Annotated in this window: 13 protein-coding genes; 9 read left to right on the forward strand and 4 right to left on the reverse strand. The window is 65.5% G+C overall.

The features are described from left to right. Positions 1–153: 153 nt before the first annotated feature. The 3 genes from E8F11_RS19650 to E8F11_RS19660 all read right to left on the reverse strand — a co-directional run bounded on the left by E8F11_RS19650 (position 154) and on the right by E8F11_RS19660 (position 3,807). On the reverse strand, positions 154–1,527 hold the full coding sequence (locus E8F11_RS19650; protein ID WP_280290533.1) for a glutamine synthetase family protein: 1,374 nt from the start codon (positions 1,525–1,527) through the stop codon (positions 154–156). 267 nt (positions 1,528–1,794) lie between these two features. Continuing rightward, entirely contained in the window at positions 1,795–2,532 is a 738-nt protein-coding gene (locus E8F11_RS19655; protein WP_280290534.1) for a thioredoxin family protein, read from the reverse strand. Between the two features lie 261 nt (positions 2,533–2,793). Next, positions 2,794–3,807, reverse strand: coding sequence for an AraC family transcriptional regulator (locus E8F11_RS19660; RefSeq protein WP_280290535.1), 1,014 nt, complete (start codon positions 3,805–3,807; stop codon positions 2,794–2,796). A gap of 741 nt (positions 3,808–4,548) precedes the next feature. On the opposite strand from E8F11_RS19660, the gene antA reads away from it, so the two are divergent. The 9 genes from antA (at position 4,549) to E8F11_RS19705 (ending at position 13,678) form a co-directional block, all read left to right on the forward strand. Continuing rightward, positions 4,549–5,943 (forward strand): anthranilate 1,2-dioxygenase large subunit, encoded by a 1,395-nt coding sequence (antA, locus tag E8F11_RS19665; RefSeq protein ID WP_280290536.1) that lies wholly within the window; start codon positions 4,549–4,551, stop codon positions 5,941–5,943. Continuing rightward, positions 5,940–6,431 (forward strand): anthranilate 1,2-dioxygenase small subunit, encoded by a 492-nt coding sequence (antB, locus tag E8F11_RS19670; RefSeq protein WP_280290538.1) that lies wholly within the window; start codon positions 5,940–5,942, stop codon positions 6,429–6,431. The genes antA and antB overlap by 4 nt, the downstream gene beginning before the upstream one ends. A gap of 19 nt (positions 6,432–6,450) precedes the next feature. Beyond that, positions 6,451–7,476 carry an anthranilate 1,2-dioxygenase electron transfer component AntC gene (gene antC / locus E8F11_RS19675; protein WP_280290539.1) on the forward strand — a complete coding sequence of 342 codons (1,026 nt, stop codon included), beginning with the start codon at positions 6,451–6,453 and terminating at the stop codon, positions 7,474–7,476. Between the two features lie 213 nt (positions 7,477–7,689). Then, positions 7,690–8,853 carry an ABC transporter substrate-binding protein gene (locus E8F11_RS19680; RefSeq protein ID WP_280290540.1) on the forward strand — a complete coding sequence of 388 codons (1,164 nt, stop codon included), beginning with the start codon at positions 7,690–7,692 and terminating at the stop codon, positions 8,851–8,853. Between the two features lie 61 nt (positions 8,854–8,914). Further along, positions 8,915–9,826, forward strand: coding sequence for a branched-chain amino acid ABC transporter permease (locus E8F11_RS19685; protein ID WP_280290541.1), 912 nt, complete (start codon positions 8,915–8,917; stop codon positions 9,824–9,826). A gap of 10 nt (positions 9,827–9,836) precedes the next feature. Then, complete coding sequence (locus tag E8F11_RS19690) at positions 9,837–10,868, forward strand: branched-chain amino acid ABC transporter permease (protein WP_280290542.1); 1,032 nt, start codon at positions 9,837–9,839, stop codon at positions 10,866–10,868. Continuing rightward, on the forward strand, positions 10,865–11,614 hold the full coding sequence (locus E8F11_RS19695) for an ABC transporter ATP-binding protein (RefSeq protein WP_280290543.1): 750 nt from the start codon (positions 10,865–10,867) through the stop codon (positions 11,612–11,614). The genes E8F11_RS19690 and E8F11_RS19695 overlap by 4 nt, the downstream gene beginning before the upstream one ends. Beyond that, on the forward strand, positions 11,607–12,296 hold the full coding sequence (locus tag E8F11_RS19700; RefSeq protein ID WP_280290544.1) for an ABC transporter ATP-binding protein: 690 nt from the start codon (positions 11,607–11,609) through the stop codon (positions 12,294–12,296). Before E8F11_RS19695 ends, E8F11_RS19700 begins: the two co-directional genes overlap by 8 nt. Before the next feature lie 128 nt (positions 12,297–12,424). Then, positions 12,425–13,678 carry an OprD family porin gene (locus E8F11_RS19705; RefSeq protein ID WP_280290545.1) on the forward strand — a complete coding sequence of 418 codons (1,254 nt, stop codon included), beginning with the start codon at positions 12,425–12,427 and terminating at the stop codon, positions 13,676–13,678. Between the two features lie 155 nt (positions 13,679–13,833). Here the strand turns inward: E8F11_RS19705 and E8F11_RS19710 are convergent, their stop codons facing one another. Then, entirely contained in the window at positions 13,834–14,697 is an 864-nt protein-coding gene (locus E8F11_RS19710) for an alpha/beta hydrolase (RefSeq protein ID WP_280290546.1), read from the reverse strand. Positions 14,698–14,898 lie beyond the last annotated feature (201 nt).

A 14,898-nucleotide genomic window follows, 5' to 3' on the forward strand; every position in this document is an offset into this window, starting at 1 on the left:
CCTTTGTTGGGAATGGCGATGGATTGCTCCATGCGGCGGTTCGGGCACCTTCCCCGCCTGCGCTGAGACAGCCTGTCGTACTGCTCCCATCCCCGTTACAAACCGACCAGCGAACGTGCCCGAACTCGCCGCTGGGCGGACCGCAAAGAATCCTCAATAACGCTCGAATCCGCGCTGCAACTCCCAGTCGGTGATACGCCGATCGTACTCCTTCTGCTCCCACTCGGCGGTGTGCACGTAGTGGTCGACCACCTCGTCGCCCAGGGCCTTGCGCAACATGGCCGAGCCCTTGAGGGCGGCGGTGGCGTCGCGCAGGGTCTTGTCGACTTCCGGGAGCTGGTCGTTCAGGTAGGCGTCCCCCTCGAAGGGCGCCGCCAGTTCGAGCTTTTCATCGATGCCCGCCAGGCCCGCGGCGATCAGCGCGGCGTAGGCGAGATAGGGATTGAGGTCGGCGCCGCCGATACGGCACTCGATGCGCACCGACTTGCTGCCCTCGGCGCAGAGGCGGAAGCCCGCGGTGCGGTTGTCACGACTCCACACCGCGCGGGTCGGGGCGAAGGTGCCGGCCTGGAAGCGCTTGTAGGAGTTGATGTAGGGCGCGAGGAAATAGGTGATCTCGTTGGCGTACTTGAGCTGCCCGGCCACCCAGCCGCGCATGAGTCTGGACATGCCGTACTCGTCCTTCGGGTCGAAGAACAGCGCCTTCTTGCCTTTCTTGTCCCAGAGCGAGCTGTGGATGTGGCCGCTTGAGCCGGCCAGGTCGTAGCGCCACTTGGCCATGAAGGTGATGGACTTGCCCTGCTGGTGGGCGATCTCCTTGCAGGCGTGTTTGATGATGGAATGACGGTCAGCCATGGTCAGGGCGTCGGCGTAGCGGACATTGATCTCCTCCTGCCCCGGCCCCCACTCGCCCTTGGAGTTCTCCACCGGCACGCCGCAGGCCTGCAGGTGCTTGCGGATGGCGCGCAACACCGGTTCCTCGCGGGTGGTCTGGAGGATGTTGTAGTCCTCGATGTAGTGCCCCGCGGTCTTCGGATGACTGTAGTTGCGCTTGTGGATGGCCTCGTAGCTTTCGTCGAAGAGGTAGAACTCCAGCTCCGAGGCGAACATCCCCAGGTAGCCACGTTCGGCCAGCCGCGCCACCTGCTTCTTGAGGATCGCCCGCGGGCTGTGGGGCAGGTCTTCGCGGTGGTGGTGGTCGAGCACATCGCAGAGCACCAGGGCCGTGCATTCCAGCCAGGGCACCCGGCGCAGGGTGCTCATGTCCGGCTTCAGGACGAAGTCGCCGTAGCCCTTGTTCCAGCTGGCGGCGGCATAGCCCGGCACCGGCTCCATGTCGATGTCGTCGGCCAGCAGGTAGTTGCAGCAATGGGTTTCCTCATGGCCGCTGTCGATGAAAAACTCGGCCTGGAAGCGCTTGCCCACCAATCGCCCCTGCATATCCACCATGCAGGCCAGCACCGTATCGATCTCGCCGCTGGCAACGGCTTTCTTGAGTTCGTCGAAGCTGAGGATGGGTTCGCTCATCGGGCTGTCCTTCCGGTCCAGGGACTGCCGAAAGCTTAGCCCAGCAATGGAAACTGCAAGTTTTCGCTGCACCAGGGCGGTGCGAACGGCGCAGTTCGGGGAATTTATGGCGATTGGCCACATCTGCTGCGCTTGTAGGAGCGAGCTCGCTCGCGAACAGCCCCGAGCACAGACTTTCGCGAGCAAGCTCGCTCCTACGCAAGGCGCCGACTTGCTCCTTGCAGTTGGTTGGAATCTCCCCGGATTTCATCCGGGCTACTGACTGCCCTACTCGTGGCAGCAACTCGCAGTCTTCCCGGGCTCATCCTCGTAGCGGTCGTGGTGGCGCATCCAGTCCATGATTTCCTGCTCGTCGCGCCCCTTGGGCAGCAGGTCGAGGAAGTTGTAGGCGCCCACCAGCAGGTCCAGGCCACGGGCATAGGTGGAATAGGTGTGGAAAATCTCCCCGGCCTGGTTGCGGTAGAACACGCTGAGTCCGGGCATGTCCTCGCCCGGGTCGTTGCTGGTGCCGTAGTTGTAGCGGGCGGTGCCGGCGGCGATGTCCTCGGGGCGGGCGGCTACGCCGAAGTCCTGGTTGAAGCTGCTGCCGTGGGACGACACCCACTTGAAGTTCCAGCCCATGCGCTTGCGGAAGGCCTGGAACTCCTGGACAGGAGCCCGCGATACGCAGAGCAGGGTCACGTCGTGGTGCTTGAGGTGCTGGTTGGCACCGTCGATATGGTCGGCGAGGAAGGAGCAGCCCGGGCAACCCTCCTCCCAGCCGGGGCCGAACATGAAGTGGTAGATGACCAGGGTGCTGCGGCCATCGAACAGGTCGGCCAGGCTCTCGTGCCCGTCCGGCCCCTCGAAGGTATAGGGCGTGTCGATGCGGACCCAGGGCAGCGCGCGGCGTTCGGCGCTGAGCCGGTCACGCTCGCGGGTGAAGGCCTTCTCCTTGCGCAGCAGCGCCTCGCGGGCCTGCAGCCACTCCTCGCGGGATACCACCGGGTGATTGTCGATGATCATGGGGTTTCTCCTGTTGGCGGATACGCTCATCTCCTAGTCGAGCGACCTCGCGAGGGATCGACAATTCCTTCGATCGATTAGCACTAATCCCCCCGTGTCCTGAAACCTCTGTTTCTATGCCAGCTGCAAGCCGTGCGTCCCCAGCCGATTTGCAGGCGTTGCAGGGATGTACGGCTGGGGCAGCTGCGCTGCCCTTGGCGAATGAATTCCCCCCCACAGGAGAACCGCCGACCCATCCACAGGCCGGCCCATCGGAGCCAATCAGACCGATCGCCCGCGCCGCGCCTCAAGCCGCTGGATGGTCATGCTCGGCGTTTCGTCGAAGAGCTTGCGGTACTCGCTGGCGAAACGGCCGAGGTGGTTGAAGCCCCAGGCCATGGCGATCACCGAGATATTGCGCGCGCAGCGGTCTTCCAGGAGTTCCTGGCGCACGGCGGTCAGGCGGTGCTTCTTCAGGTAGGCCATGGGCGACTGGCCGAAGTAGCGCTTGAAGCCCTCGAACAGCTTGAAGCGTGAGATCCCGGCGGCACGCTCGATGTCCTCCAGGCAGATTTCCTCGCGAGCATGGGCATGGATGAACTCGCGGGCCCGCACCAGGTAATGGGGCAGCTTGATCTCCAGGCGCTCGCGCAGTTCCTCCGAGTAGTTGTTCGGCTGGGCGAGGATCAGCCCCTTGATCAGCGCGCTTTCCAGGTCCCGGGTGAAGTACAGCTGGCCGTAGAGGTCGCGGCTGCGCTCCATTTCGTCGACCAGATGCCGGGCCATGCGCCACCAGGAGGCGGAGGCGCCTTCCACCGCATCCATCTCCGGCTGGAAGCACAGCGGAGCGTCCACCGTGCGCTGCAACAGGTCCTCCAGGGTCTTCTGCATGGCCGCACGGGGGATGGCTACCTGCAGCTTGTGGCAGTCGCCGGCGATGGTCAGCTCCTGGTGCTCGTGGGGCGAGACGATCAGCCCCCAGTCACGATCCGAACGCAGCAGGCGCCCGGCCTTGGCCAGCTCCTGCTCGCCGGAGAGCGGCAGGCTGAGGCTGTAGCAGTTGAGGTTCATCTCGTCACCGACGCCTATGGTTACGTCGGTGCCGTACTCGACCTGGCCCAGGGTCGTGGACATGGACGGCAGTACATTGCCGCTGTGATGGAACTGGATGCGCTCGGGCCTGGGCACCTTGAGCAGGTGAGGCCCGCAGATGTTGGACATCCAGGAACGGGCCCCGACCAGGTCATAGCGATCGGCGGAAATATCTCGAAAATGAGGATGGTTCTTCGTACTCATCACGCGGCACCCAACACGGCAATTGGACATGCGCGCTCTGCGGCGCGTTGACTTGAAGTAGGCAACGTCCATGCCACGCCGTGGCGATCCATTGCGAATCTGAAAATGAGGATAGCATTGGCCGACATTTCGGACAGCACTCTTCCTCGGCACCCCGAACGAGTCACTCCAAAGAAGGGTTCGGATCGTCCAGAAACCTCGTCCCAGGGCCCTGCCGCCACGCCCTGGGGCAAGGACCGCAGCCATTCGGTGCGTCAACCACCACGTGCGCCCGGCGCAACCCGGCGCGCGCCAGAGGCCCGGCGAAAAGCCCCGGTGTTACCCGGTTTGGGAAGCGCGCGCAGGCCAAGGGTTACCCGCGCAGAAGCAGTGGATAGCCATCGTCAACTTTTCGGATAGCGCGCAGGGGACGAATCGGCTAGCCACCAGTAGATTCCGGCTCAGAGCGTTACCTCGGCGCTACCGAGGCGGCCTGGCCGTTACCTTTGCGCCCCAAGCGCACCCCCCCGATGGTGGATTCAAGACCCGTCGCCACACCTGCCGCCATCAGCTTCATGGGCCAAAGCTATCCACTTTTTGCGCCCCGCCAGAACCCGTGAAAACCCTGCCCTCCAAGACTTCCGGGCTCGAGTCGAGGCGCAAAATTTATGGCGCGGCTTTGCCAACTAAGCGGATAGACCGGATCCGCCCCGGCTCCTTCTAATGGCCCCACTGTTTCGCCTGATGTGGAAGGTGCCCACCATGAATACTTCGAATAAAAACATTGCCCAGTGGAGAGAGTACGTCAGCGGCTGCCTGGACTTCCGTCCGGAAGAAGGCGTGTACCGCATCGCCCGGGACATGTTCACCGAGCCGGAGCTGTTCGACCTGGAGATGGAACTGATCTTCGAGAAGAACTGGATCTACGCCTGCCACGAGAGCGAGATCCCCAACAAGCACGACTTCATGACCATGCGCGCCGGCCGCCAGCCGATGATCATCACCCGCGACGGCAACGGCGAACTGCACGCCCTGATCAACGCCTGCCAGCACCGCGGCGCCACCCTCACCCGCGTCGGCAAGGGCAACCAGTCCACCTTCACCTGCCCCTTCCATGCCTGGTGCTACAAGAGCGACGGCCGCCTGGTGAAGGTCAAGGCCCCGGGCGAATACCCGGAAGGCTTCGACAAGGCCACCCGTGGCCTGAAGAAGGCGCGCATCGAAAGCTACAGGGGCTTCGTCTTCATCAGCCTGGACGTCAACGGAATCGATTCCCTGGAAGACTTCCTCGGCGATGCCAAGGTGTTCTTCGACATGATGGTGGCCCAGTCGCCCACCGGCGAACTGGAAGTGCTGCCGGGCAAGTCCACCTACACCTTCGACGGCAACTGGAAGCTGCAGAACGAGAACGGCCTGGACGGCTATCACGTCAGCACCGTGCACTACAACTACGTGGCCACCGTGCAGCACCGCCAGCAGGTCAACGCCCAGAACGGCGGCGCCAGCGACACCCTGGACTACAGCAAGCTGGGTGCCGGCGACAGCGAGACCGATGACGGCTGGTTCTCCTTCAACAACGGCCACAGCGTGCTGTTCAGCGACATGCCCAACCCCACCGTGCGCCCCGGCTACGCCACCGTGATGCCGCGCCTGGTGGAGGAATTCGGCCAGGCCAAGGCCGAGTGGATGATGCACCGCCTGCGCAACCTGAACATCTACCCCAGCCTGTTCTTCATGGACCAGATCAGCTCCCAGCTGCGCATCGTGCGCCCGGTGGCCTGGAACAAGACCGAGATCATCAGCCAGTGCATCGGCGTGAAGGGCGAGTCCGACGCCGACCGCGAGAGCCGCATCCGTCAGTTCGAGGACTTCTTCAACGTCTCCGGCATGGGCACCCCCGACGACCTGGTGGAGTTCCGCGAACAGCAGCGCGGCTTCCAGGGCCGCCTGGAGCGCTGGAGCGACATCTCCCGCGGCTACGGCAAGTGGGTCACCGACGTCACCCCGAACAGCCAGACCCTGGGCATCGCCCCGGCGATGACCGGCACCGAATTCACCCATGAAGGCCTGTACGTGAACCAGCACGCCAACTGGCAGCGGTTCCTGCTCCAGGGCCTGGACCGCAAAGCCCTGAAACTGCAGGAGGTGCAGGCATGAACCAGCAACTGCAATACCAGATCGAGCAGTACCTCTACCGCAAGTCGGCCCTGTGCGACGCCCAGGACTGGGACGCCTACCTCGACCTGTTCGACGAGCAGTGCGAATACCACCTGCCGCAGTGGGAATCCGAGCACGTCTACACCACCGACCCGAAGCGCGGCATGTCGCTGATCTACTACAGCAACCGCTCGGGCCTGGAAGACCGCGTGTTCCGCATCCGCACCGGCAAGGCCGCCTCGACCATTCCGATGCCGCGCACCCTGCATCAGATCAGCAACGTGCGCATCGCCGAGCGCGACGATGGCCAGCTGGAGGTGAAGGCCAACTGGCAGACGCTGTACTACCGGCTGGGCCAGAGCGAGCAGTTCTTCGGCCATGCGACCTACCACCTCAAGCCCGTGGGCGAGAGCTGGAAGATCACCCGCAAGCACATGCTCCTGCTCAACGACACCATCAACTCGGTGCTCGATTTCTACCACCTCTGATCCACCGGAAGTACGCGCCATGAACCACAAGGTCGCCTTCAGTTTTGCCGACGGCAAAACCCTGTTCTTCCCCGTGCACGGCAACGAGATCCTGCTCGACGCCGCCCTGCGCAACGGCATCAACATTCCGCTGGACTGCCGTGAAGGCGTCTGCGGCACCTGCATGGGCCGCTGCGAGTCCGGCCGCTACGCCATGGACTACGTGGACGAAGAGGCGCTGTCGGAACAGGACCTCGCCCAGCGCAAGATGCTTACCTGCCAGACCCGCGTGCAGTCCGACGCCTCCTTCTACTTCGACTTCGACTCCTCGCTCTGCGGCGCGTCGAAGACGGTGCACGAGCGCGGCATCGTCACCCATGTCGAGCAAGTCTCACCGACCACCGCCATCCTCCACCTGGACGCCGGCGTCGACGGCCAGCAGCTGGACTTCCTGCCGGGTCAGTACGCCCGCCTGCTGGTGCCGGGAACGGATTCGAAGCGCTCCTATTCCTTCGCCAACCGGCCGAATGCGGAAAACAAGCTGCAGTTCCTCATCCGCCTGCTGCCGGACGGGGTGATGAGCAACTACATCCGCGAACGCTGCAAGGTGGGCGACGAAATCCACTTCGAGGCCCCGCTGGGCGCCTTCTACATGCGTCACATTGAGAAGCCCCTGCTGCTGGTGGCCGGCGGCACCGGCCTCTCGGCCTTCCTCGGCATGCTCGACGCTATCGCCGAGAACGGCGGCTGCGGCCAACCGGTGCAGCTGTACTACGGCGTGCGGCAGGTCGCCGACCTCTGCGAGCTGGAACGCATCGCCGGCTACGCCGCGCGCATCCCCGGCTTCTCCTTCATTCCGGTGATCAGCGACGACGGCCAGGACTGGGACGGCAAGCGCGGCTACGTGCCCGAGCACTTCGACGCCGCCGCCCTGCGCGAGGCGCCCTTCGACATGTACCTCTGCGGCCCGCCGCCGATGGTGGACTCGGTGAAGACCTGGCTCGCCGACAACGGCATCGACAACGGCCACCTGTATTTCGAGAAGTTCACCGAGAGCAATACCTGAACGGGCTCTTCGTAGGATGGGTGGAGCGGAGCGATACCCATCACCGCGATCGATGGGTATCGCAAGCTCCACCCATCCTACGGGGTCCGGCGTCGCGCCCATCCCGGCGCGTACACATAACCACAACAAACCCGCTCCACCCGCTCCAAAACTGCCCACACAACAACTAAGCAGGCCGGGTCACGACGGCACTGCGCAACCAAGGCGGTAACCATGAGAAAGACCCTGAACCTTGCGATGCTCGGGGCCGCACTGGCCTCTTCCCTCCCCGCCCTGGCACAGGACCCTGTGCGCATCGGCTTCATCACCACCCTTTCCACCCCCGCCGGCTACCTCGGCGAAGACGCCCGCGATGCCTTCCGCCTGGCCATGGACCAGGAAGGCGGCAAGCTCGGCGGCGTGCCGGTGGAACTGGTGGTGGAGGACGACGGCCTGCAGCCCGCCAAGGGCAAGCAGATCATCGACCGCATGAGCCTGGACGGCATCTCGCTCTATACCGGCGTGATGTTCTCCAACGTCCTCGCCGCCGTGGTCAACGGCGCCACCAAAGGCGACAGCTTCTACATCAGCACCAACGCCGCGCCCTCCAACCTGGCCGGCGCGCAATGCAAGCCCAACTACTTCGCCGCCTCCTACCAGAACGACGTGCCCCACGAGATGGCCGGCGTCGCCGCCAACGACCTGGGCTACAAGAAGTTGGTCATCCTCGCCCCCAACTACCAGGCCGGTCGCGACGCCCTGGCAGGCTTCAAGCGCACCTTCAAGGGCGAAGTCACCGAGATCTACACCAAGCTCAACCAGCTGGACTTCTCCGTGGAGCTGGCGCGCATCCGCTCGCTGAACCCGGACGCGGTGTTCCAGTTCCATCCGGGCGGCGGCGGTATCAACTTCGCCAAGCAGTACGGCAGCGCAGGCCTCGGCAAGAGCATCCCGATGGTGGTGCCGGTGTTCTCCATGGACGAGCGCATGCTCGCCGCCACCGGCAATGTGGCCGAGGGCGTCAACGTGGTCAGCGGCTGGAACCCGCAGTCTGACAACGCGGCCAACCAGGCCTTCGTCAAGGCCTTCACCGAGAAGTACAACCGCGCGCCGACCATGTACGCCGCCCAGGGCTACGACACCGCGCGCCTGATCGGCTCGGCCCTCAAGGCCACCAATGGCAACCTCAAGGATGCCGAGGCCTTCCGCTCTGCCCTGCGCGAAGCGCGCTTCGACTCGGTGCGTGGCGACTTCCGCTTCGGCAGCAACCAGCACGCGGTGATCGACTGGCACCTGCTCAAGGTCCAGGCCGGCGCCGACGGCAAACTCGTCGAAGTACCGGTGAAGACCATCGCCAAGGCCCAGGTGGACAGCTACGCGGCCCAGTGCTCGCTCTGACCCCCAGCTGAACCGCCAGCCCGCCGGCGCCCCCGGCGGGCCTTCACCGCAGGACTTCGCCATGCTGTTGCTCGAACAACTTCTCAACGGCCTGCAGTACAGCGCCTTGCTGTTCCTGCTCGCCTCCGGCCTGACGCTGATCTTCGGCATCATGGGCGTCATCAACCTGGCCCACGGCGCCTTCTACATGGTCGGTGCCTTCTGCGCCGCCTACACCGCCATCACCAGCGGCTCCTTCTGGCTCGGCGGCCTGGCCGCGCTCGCCGGCGCCGCGCTCTACGGCCTGGTGATCGAGACCGCGATCATCCGACGACTCTATAACCGCGACCACCTGGACCAGGTGCTGGCGACGCTGGCCGTGGTGTTCTTCACCAACGAACTCATCACCCTGCTGTTCGGCCGTAGCCCGCCGGCCATGCCGACGCCGGACTGGTACAGCGCCTTCGTCGAGGTGCTGCCCGGCCTGATGTATCCGGTGAGCCGGCTGCTGTTCATCGGCGCCGGCCTGCTGGTGGCCCTCGGCATGTGGTTGCTGATCAACCACACCCGCCTGGGGATGCTGATCCGCGCCGGCGCCGACGACCACGAGATGGTCGGCGCCCTCGGGGTGAACATCTCGCGCCTGTACACCCTGGTGTTCGTCTTCGGCTGCGTGCTCTGCGGCCTGGCCGGCTTCATGGCCGCCCCGCTGCTCTCGGTGGAGATCGGCATGGGCGAGAAGGTGCTGATCACCACCTTCGTGGTCATAGTCGTCGGTGGCGTCGGCTCGGTACGCGGTGCCCTGGTCGGCGCGCTGCTGATCGGCATGGTCGACAGCCTCGGCCGCGCCTACATCCCGCCGCTGCTGGACCAGTTGCTGCCCGCCGAGGTGAGCGGCGCGCTGTCCGCCGGCCTGATTTCCGCCAGCGCCTACATCGTCATGGCCCTGGTGCTGCTGGTGCGTCCGCGCGGCCTGCTACCCGCCCGTGCCTGAGGAGAATCCCATGTCCCGTCGAATCATCATCGACCTGGCCTGCCTGGCCACCTTCGCGCTGATGCCGCTGCTGGCGGCGCTGCTCGACGAACCCTTCCTGGTCAGCCTGTTCACCCGCCTGGCCATCTACGGCATGGCCGCCGCCAGCCTGGACCTCTTGATCGGCTACGGCGCCCTGGTCAGCTTCGGCCATGCCGCCTTCTTCGGCCTGGGCGGCTACGTGGTGGGCATCATCGCCTTCCACACCTCCCAGGGCATGCCGCTGTGGGGCTGGGAGGGCAGCAACAGCGCGCTGCTGGTCTGGCCGCTGGCCCTGCTCTGCTGCGCCCTGCTCGGCCTGGTGATGGGCTACCTGTCGCTGCGCACCACCGGCGTGCAGTTCATCATGATCACCCTGGCCTTCAGCCAGATGCTCTATTTCATCCTCGGCTCACTGTCCCTCTATGGCGGTGACGACGGCATCCTGCTGAACGAGCGCAACGCCCTGCCCGGCCTCGACCTGAACGACGCCAACCAGTTCTATTACCTCTGCGTGGCCCTGCTGGTGGCCTGGCTGCTGTTCTGCCGGCGCCTGGTGGGCTCGCGCTTCGGCTTCGTCCTGCGCGGCCTCAAGCAGAGCGAGCGACGCACCGTCAGCCTCGGCCTCAAGCCTCTGCGCTACCGTCTCACTACCTTCGTCATCGCCGGTCTCGGCGCGGGCCTGGCCGGCCTGCTCTGGGCCAACTATGCGCTGTTCGTCAGCCCCGACATGGCCTCCTGGCAGAAGTCCGGCGAGCTGATGGCGATGGTCATCCTCGGCGGTGTCGGCACCCTGCTCGGCCCGGTGCTGGGCGCGGCGGTCTACCTCGGCCTGGAACAGCTGCTGAGCCTGTGGACCGAGCATTGGCTGCTGATCTTCGGCCCGCTGCTCCTGCTGGTGGTGCTGTTCGGCCGCCAGGGCATTTACGGCCTGCTGATGCCCGGCCAGAAGCTGCGCAAGCCGGCCGCGTCCTCCGCCTCCCTGCCCGCCCCCGTCGCCACCACCCGCGAGGTGCACCCATGAGCGCGCAACTGTCCATCCGTGGCCTGGAGAAAGCCTTCGGCGCGGTGAAGGCCACCAATGGCGCCAACCTGGAGCTGGCCGCCGGCGAGCTGCACGCCATCATCGGTCCCAACGGTGCCGGCAAGTCCACGCTGATCTCGCAGATCGCCGGGGAAATCCGCCCGGACAAGGGCCAGATCCTCTTCGCCGGCCAGGACATCACGGCCGTGCCGGCCCACGAACGGCCGCGCCTGGGCCTGGCACGCTCCTTCCAGGTCAGCCAGCTGTACCCGGACTTCAGCCTGCTGGAGAACGTCGCGGTGGCCATCGCCGCCCGCGAAGGCAAGACCTTCGGCATGTGGAACCCGCTGTCCCGCGACCGCCGCCTGCTCGACCCGGCCCGCGGCTACCTGGAACAGGTCGGCCTCGGCCGCCGTGCAGATGACCTGGTGAACGAGCTGTCCCACGGTGAGCGCCGCCAGCTGGAACTCGCCCTGGCGCTGGCCCAGGAAGCCTCGGTGCTGCTGCTGGACGAGCCCATGGCCGGCATGGGCGCGGAGGAATCCGCGCGCATGACCGAGCTGCTGCAGTCGCTCAAGGGGCGCTACGCCATCCTGCTGGTGGAGCACGACATGGACGCGGTGTTCGCCCTGGCCGACCGCATCACCGTGCTGGTCTATGGCCAGACCATCCTCACCGGCACCGTCGAAGAAGTCCGCAGCAACGCGCAGGTCCGCGCCGCCTACCTGGGGGAAGAACATGCTTGAAGTCAGTGGATTGCAGGCCGGCTACGGCCTGAGCCAGGTGCTGTTCGACATGCACCTGACCATCGAACGGGGTCAGGTGGTCTCGCTGATCGGCCGCAACGGCATGGGCAAGACCACCACCGTGAAATCCATCATGGGCCTGCTCAAGCCCTGCGCCGGGAGCATCCGCATCCACGGCAAGGAAATGCGCGGAGCCACGCCCTACCGCATCGCCCAGGCCGGCCTCGGCCTGGTGCCCGAGGGCCGCCGCGCCTTCGGCAGCCTGAGCGTGAAGGAAAACCTGCTGGCCACCGCCAGCAAGGGCGGCAAGTGGGACCTCAAGCGCATCTATGCCCTCTTCCCGCGCCTGGAAGAACGCCAGGAGCAACTGTCGAAGACACTCTCCGGCGGCGAGCAGCAGATGCTGGTGGTGGGCCGCGCGCTGATGACCAATCCGCAGTTGCTGATCCTCGACGAAGCCACCGAGGGCCTGGCCCCGGTGATCCGCGAGACCATCTGGAACTGCCTGGCCACCCTCAAGGCCGAGGGCGAGACCATCCTGGTCATCGACAAGAACCTCAAGGAGATGGCGCGGGTGGTCGACCGCCACCACATCATCGAGAAGGGCCGGCAGGTCTGGCAGGGCACGCCGGACCAGTTGGCGGCGACACCGGAGTTGTCGCACCGCTACCTCGGCGTCTGACCGACGCGGAAATTCCCGGCCCGTAGTCACGACGGGCCGGCCTCCTGACGCACCCACTCTCCGCCGGCTTCATCGAAAGCCGGCGGCGGACGGTTGCGCCCAAAAAACACAAGAAGAAGAGCCTTGCGATGAACTACAAGACCCGCGCATTACCCATCCTTTTGAGCACCCTTCCTGTTTCCGCCCTGGCCGCCGAATCCGGCTTCATCGAGGATTCCACCGCCACCCTGCAACTGCGCAACTACTACTTCAGCCGCGACTTCTCGGACATCGTCGGCCCGAACAAGCAGTCCAAGGCCGAGGAGTGGGCCCAGGGCTTCATCCTCAACTTCAAGTCCGGCTACACGCCGGGCCCGGTGGGCTTTGGCATCGATGCCATCGGCACCCTCGGCATCAAGCTGGACAGCAGCCCCGACCGGGTCAACACCGGCCTGCTGCCGGTGCAGGAAGATGGCGAGGCCGCCGACGACTACAGCCGCCTGGGCGTGGCCGGCAAGATGCGCCTGTCGAAGACCGAGCTGAAGGTCGGCGAGCTGCAGCCCAACCTGCCGGTGCTGATGTTCAGCGATATCCGCCTGCTACCGCCCAGCTACCAGGGCGCCAGCCTCACCTCCAGCGAAATCACCGGCCTCACCCTGCAGGGCGGCCACCTGACCGGCACCAGCCTGCGCAACGAGGCCGGCGACGACAAGATCCAGGCCCAGATCGGCTTCCAGCCGCAGCGTCAGGCCTCCTCGGATGCCTTCAACTACGCCGGCGCCGACTACGCCTTCAACGGCAACCGCACCACCGTGGGCGCCTGGTACGCGCAACTGGAAGACATCTACGACCAGCGCCTGGTCAGCCTCAAGCACGCCGAGCCGGTGGGCGACTGGGTGCTTGGCGCCAACATGGGTTTCTACGACTCCAGCGAGGACGGCAAGAAGCTGATCGGCGAAGTCGACAACCAGGCCTTCTACTCCCTGCTCTCCGCCAAGCGCGGCGGCCACACCTTCTTCGTCGGCTACCAGGCCATGTATGGCGACCAGGGCTTCCCCAAGGTGTTCGCCAACATCACCCCCCTGGGCAACGAAGTACCGACCTACGAGTTCGCCTCGGCCGACGAGCGTTCCTGGCAGGTGCGCCACGACTACGACTTCGCCGCCCTCGGCATCCCCGGCCTGACCACCACCCTGCGCTACATCCGTGGCGACAACGTGGACACCGGGCGCGGCTTCGAGGGCGAGGACTGGGAGCGTGACCTGGACATCGGCTACGTGTTCCAGAGCGGCGCCCTCAAGGGCCTGGGCGTGCGCGTACGCAACGTCACCGCGCGCTCCAACTACCGCACCGATATCAACGAGAACCGCCTGATCCTCAATTACACATTGGCACTGTTCTAAGACCGAGCGCTGCGCTCGGGTCTCGGCACAGCCTGCTCCACCTGTGGGGGCGAATTCATTCGCGATGCAGACCGCAGGTCTGCCCTCCTCACCTGGGGGCACTGCGTGCCCCTTAGCGATTGAAATCGCCCCCACAACAAATAGATCCCCGCGAGTTACAACCCCATCAGCTCCACCATCGCCCGGTACAAGGGCGTCCCCGGCTGGCCCAGCTCCAGCACCACATCGAAATGGTTCTTGCCGGGCGCTTCGACGAAGCGCCCCGGCAACCCGCGCGCCGTCCAGGCACCCAGGAACTCGTGACTCTGGCGGGCGAATTCCGCCGTCTCCAGCGCCCCGTAGCTGATCACCAGCTCGGCGCCCCGCGCCGGCAGGTGGAAGGCCGGGCTGTTGCGCCGTGCCGCCGCGTCGTCCATGCCCATCCAACCGTTGATATGGGTGTCCAGCAAGGGTCGCAGGTCGAACAGGCCACTGATGGGCAATGCACCGCGCAATACGCTGTCCGGCACGCCGTAGCTGGCATGCCAGCCGCCGGCCAGCAGCATCCCCGTCAAGTGTCCGCCCGCCGAGCTGCCGCTCGCATACAGCCGCTGCGGGTCGCCGCCGAACTCGGCAATGTGCCGATGCAACCAGGCCAGCGCGCGGCGGGTCTGGTCGACGATATGGTCGAGGGTCACGGCGGGCGCCAGGTCGTAGTCCAGCACCACCACGCAAGCGCCGGCGGCGGTCAGGGCCGGCGCCATGAAGGCCGAGTCGGCCTTGGACAGGGCGCGCCAGTAGCCGCCGTGGATGAACAGCAGCACGGGTGCATCAGGGCGGTTGGCGGGGAAGATATCCAGCCGCTCGCCGGCACCCGGCCCGTAGGCCACATCCCTGCAGCAGCGCAGGCTGGCGTGGGCCGCATCGCTCAGCGCGCGGTACTGGCGCGGGTACTGGTCGAAGTCTTCGACGCTGGCGCGGGCGTTGTATTGCACATCGTAATACGCGGCCAGGTCGGCCGGGTCGCTGGGGCGGGTCATGGGCACCTCCGGTTGCTCGTCCATGGATTAGGCGGCAATCGGCGGTGGCGGGAAATCCAGATAGTCAGGGATGGTTATCCCACTAGTTTGTCCACGGTAGGGTGCGCCGCGCGCACCAGAAAACCCGAATCCGGCTCGGACCGGCAAGGTGCGCACGGCGCACCCTACGGCAATGACCGCAACGCAGGCATAAAAAAGCCG

The sequence above is a fragment of the Pseudomonas sp. BN417 genome, from assembly GCF_029871205.1.
Taxonomy (GTDB): domain Bacteria; phylum Pseudomonadota; class Gammaproteobacteria; order Pseudomonadales; family Pseudomonadaceae; genus Metapseudomonas.

What these genes read in the sequence shown, in the direction of transcription:
- E8F11_RS19680 (WP_280290540.1), top strand. Translation starts at nt 7,690, where the DNA reads ATGAGAAAGACCCTGAACCTTGCGATGCTCGGGGCCGCACTGGCCTCT.
- E8F11_RS19650 (WP_280290533.1), bottom strand. Translation starts at nt 1,527, where the DNA reads ATGAGCGAACCCATCCTCAGCTTCGACGAACTCAAGAAAGCCGTTGCC.
- E8F11_RS19655 (WP_280290534.1), bottom strand. Translation starts at nt 2,532, where the DNA reads ATGATCATCGACAATCACCCGGTGGTATCCCGCGAGGAGTGGCTGCAG.
- E8F11_RS19660 (WP_280290535.1), bottom strand. Translation starts at nt 3,807, where the DNA reads ATGAGTACGAAGAACCATCCTCATTTTCGAGATATTTCCGCCGATCGC.
- E8F11_RS19710 (WP_280290546.1), bottom strand. Translation starts at nt 14,697, where the DNA reads ATGACCCGCCCCAGCGACCCGGCCGACCTGGCCGCGTATTACGATGTG.
- E8F11_RS19685 (WP_280290541.1), top strand. Translation starts at nt 8,915, where the DNA reads ATGCTGTTGCTCGAACAACTTCTCAACGGCCTGCAGTACAGCGCCTTG.
- E8F11_RS19695 (WP_280290543.1), top strand. Translation starts at nt 10,865, where the DNA reads ATGAGCGCGCAACTGTCCATCCGTGGCCTGGAGAAAGCCTTCGGCGCG.
- E8F11_RS19690 (WP_280290542.1), top strand. Translation starts at nt 9,837, where the DNA reads ATGTCCCGTCGAATCATCATCGACCTGGCCTGCCTGGCCACCTTCGCG.
- antB (WP_280290538.1), top strand. Translation starts at nt 5,940, where the DNA reads ATGAACCAGCAACTGCAATACCAGATCGAGCAGTACCTCTACCGCAAG.
- antA (WP_280290536.1), top strand. Translation starts at nt 4,549, where the DNA reads ATGAATACTTCGAATAAAAACATTGCCCAGTGGAGAGAGTACGTCAGC.
- E8F11_RS19700 (WP_280290544.1), top strand. Translation starts at nt 11,607, where the DNA reads ATGCTTGAAGTCAGTGGATTGCAGGCCGGCTACGGCCTGAGCCAGGTG.
- antC (WP_280290539.1), top strand. Translation starts at nt 6,451, where the DNA reads ATGAACCACAAGGTCGCCTTCAGTTTTGCCGACGGCAAAACCCTGTTC.
- E8F11_RS19705 (WP_280290545.1), top strand. Translation starts at nt 12,425, where the DNA reads ATGAACTACAAGACCCGCGCATTACCCATCCTTTTGAGCACCCTTCCT.